At 54.7% G+C, this 11,376-nt stretch carries 8 protein-coding genes and 2 rRNA genes; 4 read left to right on the top strand and 6 right to left on the bottom strand.

Annotated features, from left to right (window positions below; translation table 11 throughout):
• Positions 1-119 precede the first annotated feature (119 nt).
• The 4 genes from iclR to AOY23_RS11695 are packed head-to-tail and all read left to right on the top strand — an operon-like array spanning position 120 to position 3,227.
• The gene (iclR, locus tag AOY23_RS11680) at positions 120-944 is read left to right on the top strand and encodes a glyoxylate bypass operon transcriptional repressor IclR (protein ID WP_054179794.1); all 825 of its coding nucleotides are present in this window, start codon (positions 120-122) and stop codon (positions 942-944) included.
• 57 nt (positions 945-1,001) lie between these two features.
• Positions 1,002-1,664, top strand: a complete 663-nt coding sequence (locus tag AOY23_RS11685; RefSeq protein WP_054179795.1) for a CDP-alcohol phosphatidyltransferase family protein — start codon at positions 1,002-1,004, stop codon at positions 1,662-1,664.
• Complete coding sequence (locus tag AOY23_RS11690) at positions 1,661-2,302, top strand: lysophospholipid acyltransferase family protein (protein WP_054179796.1); 642 nt, start codon at positions 1,661-1,663, stop codon at positions 2,300-2,302. The genes AOY23_RS11685 and AOY23_RS11690 overlap by 4 nt, the downstream gene beginning before the upstream one ends.
• Positions 2,295-3,227 (top strand): phosphatidate cytidylyltransferase, encoded by a 933-nt coding sequence (locus tag AOY23_RS11695; protein ID WP_054179797.1) that lies wholly within the window; start codon positions 2,295-2,297, stop codon positions 3,225-3,227. The genes AOY23_RS11690 and AOY23_RS11695 overlap by 8 nt, the downstream gene beginning before the upstream one ends.
• On the opposite strand, the gene aceK is transcribed toward AOY23_RS11695, so the two are convergent.
• The 6 genes from aceK to AOY23_RS11725 all read right to left on the bottom strand — a co-directional run.
• On the bottom strand, positions 3,218-4,969 hold the full coding sequence (gene aceK, locus AOY23_RS11700) for a bifunctional isocitrate dehydrogenase kinase/phosphatase (RefSeq protein ID WP_054179798.1): 1,752 nt from the start codon (positions 4,967-4,969) through the stop codon (positions 3,218-3,220). The two genes, AOY23_RS11695 and aceK, sit on opposite strands and share 10 nt — an antisense overlap.
• A 48-nt stretch (positions 4,970-5,017) precedes the next feature.
• Complete coding sequence (aceA, locus tag AOY23_RS11705) at positions 5,018-6,325, bottom strand: isocitrate lyase (RefSeq protein WP_054179799.1); 1,308 nt, start codon at positions 6,323-6,325, stop codon at positions 5,018-5,020.
• 31 nt (positions 6,326-6,356) lie between these two features.
• Positions 6,357-7,958 carry a malate synthase A gene (gene aceB / locus AOY23_RS11710; RefSeq protein ID WP_054179800.1) on the bottom strand — a complete coding sequence of 534 codons (1,602 nt, stop codon included), beginning with the start codon at positions 7,956-7,958 and terminating at the stop codon, positions 6,357-6,359.
• Positions 7,959-8,227: 269 nt separating this feature from the next.
• Positions 8,228-9,157: a homoserine O-acetyltransferase MetA gene (metA, locus tag AOY23_RS11715; RefSeq protein WP_054179801.1), complete on the bottom strand. Its 930-nt coding sequence runs from the start codon at positions 9,155-9,157 to the stop codon at positions 8,228-8,230.
• A gap of 183 nt (positions 9,158-9,340) precedes the next feature.
• Positions 9,341-9,456, bottom strand: a 5S ribosomal RNA gene (gene rrf, locus AOY23_RS11720).
• 190 nt (positions 9,457-9,646) lie between these two features.
• Positions 9,647-11,376, bottom strand: a 23S ribosomal RNA gene (locus AOY23_RS11725); the annotation flags it as partial.

The following is an 11,376-nucleotide window of genomic DNA, read 5'->3' on the forward strand; positions in this document are numbered from 1 at the left end:
CCTTAACATGAGACAAGTTCATAATCCCGGCAACAACTCATCCGATGAGTAAGGATACAGGTTGCATTATCACCAAATAAAACGAAAATGATTTCCACGATACAGAAAAGGAGTCCGCTATGGTTGCCACCGTTCCCGCCAAACGCGGCAGAAAAGCCGCCCCTGTCGCCGCTCAGCCAGCCGGACAAGTCCAGTCGCTGACCCGTGGACTGAAATTGCTGGAGTGGATTGCGGAATCCCACGGCAGCGTGGCGCTGACCGAGCTGGCGCAGCAGGCAGGACTGCCTAACTCCACCACTCACCGCCTGCTGACCACCATGCAACAGCTGGGTTTTGTGCGCCAGGTGGGCGATCTGGGGCACTGGACGGTGGGCGCGCATGCGTTTATCGTCGGCAGCAGCTTTTTGCAGAGCCGCAATCTGCTGGCCATTGTGCATCCGATTTTACGCTCGCTAATGGAAACCTCCGGCGAGACGGTCAATCTTGCGGTGCTGGATCAGAGCGATCATCAGGCCATTATCATCGACCAGGTGCAGTGTACCCAACTGATGCGCATGTCCGCGCCGATTGGCGGCAAACTGCCGATGCACGCGTCGGGTGCCGGAAAAGCCTTTTTATCACAACTGAGTGAAGAGCAGGTCAGCGCATTGCTGCATCGCAAGGGGCTGCACGCTTATACCCACGCCACGCTGGTGTCGCCGGTACATCTGAAAGAAGACCTGGCGCAAACGCGTAAACGCGGCTATTCGTTCGATGATGAAGAACACGCGCTGGGGCTGCGCTGCATTGCAGCCTGTATCTTTGACGAACACCGTGAACCATTCGCCGCAATATCCATTTCCGGACCTATTTCCCGAATCACTGACGATCGGGTGACAGAACTGGGCGCGTTAGTGATCAAAGCCGCAAAAGAGGTGACGCTGGCCTACGGAGGGGTTCGTTAATCTCCCGCCAGCACTGTATAATCTGTGCGCAACAACAGCCGAAAATGAGCACTTTTGATGGAAAAGGATATCCAGGACCGCCGCCCCATTCGGGCGCGCGAGACGCGCTGGGCAGCATCCGCCGCCCGCTTTCTCCGCCGTAAAGGTTGTACGCCCAACGGCATCTCCCTCTTCAGCATTCTGTTCGCTGCGGTCGCGGCGCTGTGCTTTTTGCTGGTCTGGCACAGTGACAACACGCTCACGCAACGCATTCTGTTAGTGATCGCCGCTGCCGGTATTCAGGGTCGGCTCATCTGTAACCTGCTGGATGGCATGGTGGCAGTTGAAGGTGGCTTACGAAGCCCGGCAGGCGCGGTATATAACGAACTTCCTGATCGCATCTCCGATACCCTGCTATTACTCGGCATGGGTTATGGCCTTCTTCACTTTCCGTCTGGCGTCGTGCTGGGCTGGGCCTGCGCGCTGTTCGCCATTGCGACGGCGTATATCCGTTTGCTGGGAGGCACCTGCGGGCTGACACAGCGCTTCAGCGGCCCGATGGCCAAACAGCATCGTATGGCGTTGCTGACGACAGGCGCGCTGGTCGCTGTGGTGGTGCCGCAGTGGGGGCAGCACGTTGGCCTGACGGTGCTGATCATCATTCTGGCGGGCACGGTGATCACCTGTATTGATCGTACCCGGAAAATCATCCGCGATTTACATGCAGGAGAACGCTCATGAGTTTCTCGCCTGATAAAACCCTCGTGCGCGCTTTTCTGGTCAGTCTTTGCCGTTTACTGACGGGCATTAAAGCCAGATGGCAATCCGTTCCGCAGGCGGAACAGCCGACGATTTACTTCGCCAACCACAGCAGCCACCTTGACGGACTGGTGATCTGGGCCAGCATGCCCGCCACGATGCGCGATAAGGTCCATCCGGTAGCCGCTGCCGATTACTGGCAAAAGAGCCGCCTGCGCCGCTATCTCTCCTCGCGCATCTTTGGCGCAGTGCTGATCGCGCGTAACGGCAAGAGCAGTAAACCGCTGCCGGACGAAAATCCCCTGGCTCCGCTCATCGACGTGCTGGAAAAACGGGAATCGCTGATTTTCTTTCCTGAAGGTACCCGGGGAAGCGGCGAAGCGCTGGGGGAATTTAAAAGCGGGCTCTATCATTTGATGCAACGCTACCCGGAAGCGCAACTGATTCCGGTCTGGCTGGAAAACCTGAATCGCGTGTTGCCGAAAGGCTCGAAACTGGTCGTTCCCATTATTTGCAGCGCAACGTTTGGCTCCCCGCTAAGCGGCCCTGCAGAACATGAAACCAAAGCGGAATTTTTGGATCGCGCCAAAGTCGCGCTGGAGGCGCTTTCCCATGCGTAATACCGATCATGAATTAATGCTCCTGCTCGCCGGGTTATTTAGCCTGCTGATCATCGCGAGTCTTATTGGCTATCTGCTGGCGAGAAAAAAGCAAAACGCCACCATTGCCAATCTCAACGCCCGTATTCGGGCCTGGTGGGTGATGTGCACCATTTCCGTCATCGCGTTGCTGGTTGGCCCCATCGGTTCCGTTGTCCTGTTTGCGCTGATGTCTTTCTTCGCATTACGCGAATGCGTTACGCTGACACCCACCCGGCGTGGAGATCACGAGGCGCTGTTCTGGTGCTTTTTCGTCATTCTGCCGTTGCAATATCTGCTGGTCGGCATTGAGTGGTATAACCTGTTTGTGGTGTTTATTCCGGTCTACGCTTTTCTCTTTATCCCCGCACGCATTGCCCTCGCCAGCGATACCCGGCAATTTCTGGAGCGCAGCGCTAAAATCCAGTGGAGCCTGATGATCGCCGTGTATTGCGTCAGCCATGCGCCTGCGTTGCTGATGCTCTCCATTCCCGGTTTTGAAGGGGAAAACATCAAGCTGGTGCTGTTTATGATGATTGTCGTGCAGATCTCCGACGTGCTGCAGTATGTGTTCGGTAAACTGTGGGGCAAGCGCGCCATCGTGCCGAAACTTAGCCCGAATAAAACCGTAGAAGGTTTCGTCGGCGGGATCCTGAGCGCCAGCCTCGTCGGCGCCGCGCTGTTCTGGGTGACGCCCTTCAGTGTGGTGGAAGCCTTTTTTATCTCTCTGTTGATCACCCTGCTGGGCTTTGCTGGCGGGTTGTGCATGTCCGCCATTAAACGCGACCGTGGCGTGAAAGACTTTGGCGCGATGCTGGAAGGGCATGGCGGGATGATGGATCGCATTGATTCCCTGTGCTTTGCCGCGCCGGTGTTCTTTCACGTGGTGCGCTATTTTTACGCCTGATCGGTCTGCGGTTGCTTACCGTAGCGGACGCTGAAACGCTGCCGTCTGCGGTAAGCATAGACATCTTCGACGTGGCCGTTTTTGATGCGTGTTTGCAGGCCACGCCAGTAGTCGGCGCGAAACAGATCGGCATGCATCTCTTCAAACAGCGGCCCGATACGCGGGTCGGCGCAGAGCCAGTGGCGGAACTCCTCCGGGAACACATCGCCGGGCGAGACGCTGTACCACGGCTCGCCGGACAGCTCATCTTCCGGGTAACGCGGCGGCGGAATGTCACGGAAATTCACTTCCGTCATGTAGCAAATTTCGTCGTAATCGTAGAACACCACCCGCCCGTGGCGTGTAACGCCGAAGTTTTTGAATAACATATCGCCCGGGAAAATATTGGCCGCCGCAAGCTGACGAATGGCGTTGCCATATTCTTCAATCGCATCGCGCAGTTGCTGGCCTTCTACCTGTTCAAGCCAGATATTGAGCGGCACCATGCGGCGCTCGATGTAAAGATGGCTGATGCTGATGCGGTCGCCGAGATCAGTGATTTTTTCCGGCACTTCTGTCAGCAACAGCGCCATCAGCGCCGGATCTATCTGCTGTTTTTCCAGCACGAAGTTTTCAAACTCCTGCGTGTCTGCCATGCGCCCGACGCGGTCATGCTCTTTGACCAGTTGATAACAGGCGCGGACATGCGCCGCCGTGACCTCTTTTTGCGGAGCGAAGCGGTCTTTTATCACCTTGAAAACGCGGTCAAACCCCGGCAACGTGAACACAAGCATCACCATGCCGCGAATACCCGGCGCTTCGGTGAATTTTTCATCCGCCGCGGAATGGATGTAGTTGAGGTATTCGCGGTAACTTTCCGTTTTCGCGTGCTTCTGGCAGCCAATCGCCATATACAGCTCTGCGGTGGTTTTCCCTGGCAGCAACTCGCGTAACCATTCCACCAGGGCGGCAGGCAATGGCGCGTAAACCATGAAATAGGAACGGGCGAAACCAAAGACAATGCTGGCTTCGGCGCTGGTCGTCAGGCAGGTATCGATAAACAGCTTACCGTCCTCGCTGCGGTGAACAGGCAGCAGAAACGGCAGCGTCGCCGTTGGCGTGAAGAGTTTCCCGACCAGCCAGGCCGCTTTGTTGCGATAGAACAGCTCATTCGCCACCTGCAAATAGCTCTGTTGCAGCGTCTGCGCCCCAAAAGTTTCGGTCAGATGCGCGATGATGTATTCCACATCCCGCGACTGGTTTTGCCATGGCAGCCGCAAAGGCAGATCGGACAAGACATTGGTTAATAACGTCGCCCAACCACGGTCGGGGAAAAAATCTTTTGCCAGCGGGCGTGGCATGGTGCGAAAACGGCGTTCGGGCTGCGAACTGAAAATAAAGAGTCGATCAGGCGTCAGCGAACGGTGATCAAAGAGGCGGCAATAGACCGAGTTAAAAAAACTCTCGGCAATCTCAAAACGTGGGTAGTCGGGCAGCAACCGCGTGTAATGCGCTTTTACCTCCAGTAAGAAGCTCGCATCCGTACTTCTGTCACCCGTGATGCAACGCAGTTGCTCCACCACCAGACCAACATGGTGATCATAGAGATTAATACGCTGCTTCATGGCCTGCTGCACGGCGTGCCAGTCAGCCTGCTCAAAACGCTGCTGCGCGCCTGAAGTGACTTCCAGAAAGCGGCCATACTGCGCATCGAAGCCCTGCAGAATGGTTTGAGCGATCAATAATTCCAGGCCACGCTGCATCGTTATCCCTCACGGTAGCCCCTCTCCGGGTGGAGAGGGGAAAGAGTATCAGAACTGATCTTCTTCAGTGGAGCCGGTCAACGCCGTGACTGACGATGCGCCGCCCTGAATGATGGTAGTGACTTTGTCGAAGTAGCCGGTGCCGACTTCCTGCTGGTGAGAAACGAAGGTATAGCCCTCGCTGCCTGCGGCGAATTCCGGCTGCTGCACTTTTTCGACGTAGTGCTTCATGCCCTCGCCCTGCGCATAGGCATGCGCCAGGTCGAACATGTTGTACCACATGCTATGAATGCCCGCGAGCGTGATGAACTGGAACTTATAGCCCATATCCGAGAGCTGCTGCTGGAAGCTGGCGATGGTTTTATCGTCGAGATTTTTCTTCCAGTTAAACGACGGTGAACAGTTGTAGGCCAGCAGTTTGCCCGGGAATTGCGCGTGAATGGCCTCAGCAAAACGGCGCGCCTGCTCGAGATCCGGTTTGGAGGTTTCACACCACACCAGATCCGCATACGGGGCATACGCCAGGCCGCGGCTGATCGCCTGTTCAATACCGGCATGGGTACGGAAAAAGCCTTCGCTGGTGCGCTCGCCGGTGATGAAGGCGCTGTCATACGGATCGCAGTCAGAGGTGATCAGATCCGCCGCATCGGCATCGGTACGGGCAACCAACAGCGTCGGAACGCCCATGACATCAGCCGCCAGACGCGCTGCCACCAGTTTCTGGATCGCTTCCTGCGTCGGAACCAGCACTTTGCCGCCCATGTGGCCGCACTTCTTCACCGAGGCCAGTTGATCTTCGAAGTGAACCGCCGCCGCACCGGCTTCGATCATCGATTTCATCAGTTCAAAGGCGTTCAACACGCCGCCGAAACCGGCTTCCGCATCAGCAACGATCGGCAGGAAGTAGTCAACGAAACGCGGATCGTTTGGTTCGATACCGGCGGACCACTGGATCTGATCCGCGCGGCGGAAAGTATTGTTGATCCGCTCTACCACGGAAGGGACGGAGTTCGCCGGATACAGCGACTGATCCGGGTACATGCTGGAGGCCAGATTTGCATCTGCCGCGACCTGCCAGCCGGACAGATAAATCGCTTCGATGCCCGCTTTTGCCTGTTGCAACGCCTGCCCGCCAGTCAACGCGCCGAGGCTGTTGACGTACCCTTTTTTCGCTTCACCGTGCAGTAAACGCCACATTTTCGCCGCACCCAGTTGCGCCAGCGTGCACTCCGGATTGACCGAACCGCGTAATTTCACCACTTCGTCCGCACTGTAGGGGCGACGAATGCCTTCCCAGCGCGCCTGTTGTGTCCATTCTTTTTGTAACTCTTCGATCTGTTGGGTACGAGTTTTCATTTGCAAATGCTCCATGTCATGATGTGGTGAGTTAAGGCAACAGGCGGTAGCCCGGCAGCGTGAGGAAATCGATCAGTTCGTCAGAGGTGGTAATTTCTTCCATCAGGCGCGCGGCATCATCAAAGCGGCCGCTGCTGTAGCGCGCTTCACCCAGCTCGGTCTGAATGACGCGCATCTCTTCCTTCAGCATCTGACGGAACAATTCACGGGTGACCGGTTTACCATTGCTGAGTGTTTTCTCGTGATGGATCCATTGCCAGATAGAGGTACGGGAGATCTCGGCGGTGGCAGCATCTTCCATCAGGCCATAGATCGGCACGCAGCCGTTTCCTGAAATCCAGGCTTCGATGTACTGAACCGCGACGCGAATATTCGTGCGCATCCCCTCTTCGGTACGCTCACCCTCACAGGGCGCCAGCAGTTGTTCGGCGGTGATCGGCGCATCCGTTTCCCGCATCACAAACAGCTGGTTTGGCTTTTCGCCCAAAATGCCGTCGAAGACCGTCATCACGGTATCGGCCAGCCCCGGATGCGCAACCCAGGTGCCATCGTGGCCGTTCTTCGCTTCCAGTTCTTTGTCGGCTTTTACTTTTGTCAGTACCTGGGCGTTTCGTTCTTCATCTTTACTGGGAATAAACGCCGCCATGCCACCCATCGCAAACGCCCCACGGCGGTGACAGGTTTTGATCAGCAGACGCGAATAGGCGCTCAGGAATGGTTTATCCATGGTAACCACCTGGCGATCCGGCAGGACGCGATCCGGGTAGTTTTTCAACGTCTTGATATAGCTGAAAATGTAATCCCAACGGCCACAGTTCAGGCCGACGACGTGATCGCGCAGCGCGTGCAGGATCTCATCCATCTGAAATACTGCAGGCAGGGTTTCGATCAGCAACGTCGCTTTGATGGTGCCGCGTGGCAGATCAAAGCGATCTTCTGCGTAGCAGAACACCTCGCTCCACCAGGCCGCTTCCTGCCAGGCCTGAGTCTTCGGCAGATAGAAATAGGGGCCGCTGCCTTTGGCTAATAACTTTTTGTGGTTGTGGAAGAAGTAGAGCGCGAAATCAAACAGGCTTCCCGGGATAGCCTCCCCGCGCCAGGTGACGTGCTTCTCCGGTAAATGCAGGCCGCGTACGCGGCAGATCAGCACCGCCGGATCAGGCTTCAGCTGGTAGATTTTGCCGTTTTCATTGGTGTAACTGATGGTGCCGTTCACCGCGTCGCGCAGGTTAATTTGACCTTCAATTACTTTGTCCCAGTTCGGCGCCAGAGAATCTTCAAAATCTGCCATGAACACTTTTACGTTGGCGTTCAGGGCGTTAATGACCATTTTGCGCTCAACCGGGCCGGTGATTTCGACGCGACGGTCCAGTAAATCATTCGGGATGCCGCGGATCGTCCATTCACTTTCACGAATGGAACTTGTTTCCGAAATAAAATCAGGCAATGTCCCGGCATCGATCTGCTGCTGCTGTCTGACGCGAGCGGCCAGCAATGTATTGCGTTTAGCCGTAAAACGCGTCACCAGTTCGGTCAGAAACTCTACGGCTTCCGGCGTCAGGATTTGCTCTTCCTGGCTGCCACGTCGCTGACTAAATGCCAGTTCATCGATGGTTGTTGCCTGTTGATTCATTTCGCAGCTCCTCGTAATCGATCTTTAGAATTCCCCCAACGTGAACGAACGATCGTTGCGTAGTTTTCGTTCAGCACAATTAAGACTACTCATTTAAATTCCAAAATCAAAAACAATTTCCATTTTTGAATTGAAAATACAACAACACATTGATAACAAAGAATTTAAAATTTATTTACTGAATGAAGTGAATTTCAGAAATGAAAAAGGCACCCGAAGGTGCCTGTAATGGAATGCTGAAACGCTTTAGGATCCTGATCGGCAGGATATTAATCCAGCGTTGGATTCATATGACGCAGATCGTACGGTGTGATCTGGTAGACGTAATAGTTGAGCCAGTTGGTAAATAACAAATTGCCATGGCTTCGCCAGCTGGCGCGAGGACGGTTTTGCGGATCGTTTTTCGGGAAATAGTTGTACGGCACTTCAGGATTCAGACCGGCTTCAACATCACGGAAATATTCGCCCGCCAGGGTATCAGCATCATATTCAGGATGACCCGTCACAAAGGCGATACGTTTATCTTTGCTGGCAAACAGGTAAGCATCGCCATCGTCCGTTTCCGCGAGGATCTCGAGATCGGTGTAATCGCGAATCAGGGCTGCCGGAAAATCTGCGTAGCGTGAATGTGGGGCCAGGAACGCATCGTCAAACCCACGGGTCAGCAGAGCATGAGGATGGAGGATGTGATGTTCATAAACGCCGGAAAGTTTTTCTGTGCGGGTTTGCTTAGGAATACCGTAGAGAATATTGAGTGCCGCCTGTACGGCCCAACAGACAAACAGTGTGGAGGTTACATGATCTTTTGCCCACTCCAGCACCTGTCTGATTTGCGGCCAGTAGGCAACGTCGTTGAATTCAACCAGCCCCAGCGGCGCGCCCGTGACGATCAGGCCATCAAAGTTTTCATGGCAGATATCATCGAAGTTACAGTAGAAGTTGTTCAGATGCTCGGCTGGCGTATTGCGGGATTCGCGGGCATCAATGCGCAATAGCTGAATGTCGACCTGCAGCGGTGAGTTCGAGAGCAAACGCAGAAACTGGTTTTCCGTTTCGATCTTCTTTGGCATCAGGTTAAGGATCAGCACCTTCAGAGGGCGGATTTCCTGACCTGTAGCGCGCGATGCGGTCATCACAAAGACGTTTTCATCACGCAAGAAATTGACGGCTGGTAGCTCGTCCTGCACCCGAATCGGCATAACCTTGTTACCTCACAGCATACGTATAAACGTTTAGACATCCAGATAGCTGAAGATAACCAGAATTGAACAAAATGTCGAGTCTGGAAGCGAAAGGTGAGAAAGTTTCAATTTCGGAAGGAGTGGAGATGTGCAAAAACGCAAAAAGGCCATCCTTCCGGATGGCCTCTTCACGCAATGGATGCCTGGCAGTGTCCTACTCTCACATGGGGAAGCCCCACACTACCATCGGCGCTACGGCGTTTCACTTCTGAGTTCGGCATGGGGTCAGGTGGGACCACCGCGCTAAAGCCGCCAGGCAAATTCTTTGTGCTCTGTCCTGTGTCTTTTCCACTGATACTGCGTTGGCTGCTCTCGTAAAGTCAGTCACATACCTCTGTATGCTCCTTCCTTTCCTTCGTTTGCCGCCTTGTCTCAGCGCAAAATCCTTCGGACTCTGAATCAAAGCTGAATATTCTCTCAAATCCGCCAAAACATCTTCGGCGTTGTAAGGTTAAGCCTCACGGTTCATTAGTACCGGTTAGCTCAACGCATCGCTGCGCTTACACACCCGGCCTATCAACGTCGTCGTCTTCAACGTTCCTTCAGGACTCTCAAGGAGTCAGGGAGAACTCATCTCGGGGCAAGTTTCGTGCTTAGATGCTTTCAGCACTTATCTCTTCCGCATTTAGCTACCGGGCAGTGCCATTGGCATGACAACCCGAACACCAGTGATGCGTCCACTCCGGTCCTCTCGTACTAGGAGCAGCCCCCCTCAATTCTCCAGCGCCCACGGCAGATAGGGACCGAACTGTCTCACGACGTTCTAAACCCAGCTCGCGTACCACTTTAAATGGCGAACAGCCATACCCTTGGGACCTACTTCAGCCCCAGGATGTGATGAGCCGACATCGAGGTGCCAAACACCGCCGTCGATATGAACTCTTGGGCGGTATCAGCCTGTTATCCCCGGAGTACCTTTTATCCGTTGAGCGATGGCCCTTCCATTCAGAACCACCGGATCACTATGACCTGCTTTCGCACCTGCTCGCGCCGTCACGCTCGCAGTCAAGCTGGCTTATGCCATTGCACTAACCTCCTGATGTCCGACCAGGATTAGCCAACCTTCGTGCTCCTCCGTTACTCTTTAGGAGGAGACCGCCCCAGTCAAACTACCCACCAGACACTGTCCGCAACCCGGATCACGGGTCCACGTTAGAACATCAAACATTAAAGGGTGGTATTTCAAGGTCGGCTCCACGCAGACTGGCGTCCACGCTTCAAAGCCTCCCACCTATCCTACACATCAAGGCTCAATGTTCAGTGTCAAGCTATAGTAAAGGTTCACGGGGTCTTTCCGTCTTGCCGCGGGTACACTGCATCTTCACAGCGAGTTCAATTTCACTGAGTCTCGGGTGGAGACAGCCTGGCCATCATTACGCCATTCGTGCAGGTCGGAACTTACCCGACAAGGAATTTCGCTACCTTAGGACCGTTATAGTTACGGCCGCCGTTTACCGGGGCTTCGATCAGGAGCTTCGCCTTACGGCTGACCCCATCAATTAACCTTCCGGCACCGGGCAGGCGTCACACCGTATACGTCCACTTTCGTGTTTGCACAGTGCTGTGTTTTTAATAAACAGTTGCAGCCAGCTGGTATCTTCGACTGGTCTCAGCTCCATCCGCAAGGGACTTCACCTACGCACCAGCGTGCCTTCTCCCGAAGTTACGGCACCATTTTGCCTAGTTCCTTCACCCGAGTTCTCTCAAGCGCCTTGGTATTCTCTACCTGACCACCTGTGTCGGTTTGGGGTACGATTTCGTGTTACCTGGAGCTTAGAGGCTTTTCCTGGAAGCAGGGCATCTGTCACTTCAGCACCGTAGTGCCTCGTCATCACGCCTCAGTGTTAAAGCGCTCCGGATTTGCCTGGAGCACACACCTGCACGCTTAAACCGGGACAACCGTCGCCCGGATGACATAGCCTTCTCCGTCCCCCCTTCGCAGTAACACCAAGTACAGGAATATTAACCTGTTTCCCATCGACTACGCCTTTCGGCCTCGCCTTAGGGGTCGACTCACCCTGCCCCGATTAACGTTGGACAGGAACCCTTGGTCTTCCGGCGAGCGGGCTTTTCACCCGCTTTATCGTTACTTATGTCAGCATTCGCACTTCTGATACCTCCAGCAGTCCTCACAGACCACCTTCAACGGCTTACAGAACGCTCCCCTACCCAACAAC

It is taken from the genome of Trabulsiella odontotermitis, from assembly GCF_001297775.1.
Lineage (GTDB): Bacteria > Pseudomonadota > Gammaproteobacteria > Enterobacterales > Enterobacteriaceae > Trabulsiella > Trabulsiella odontotermitis.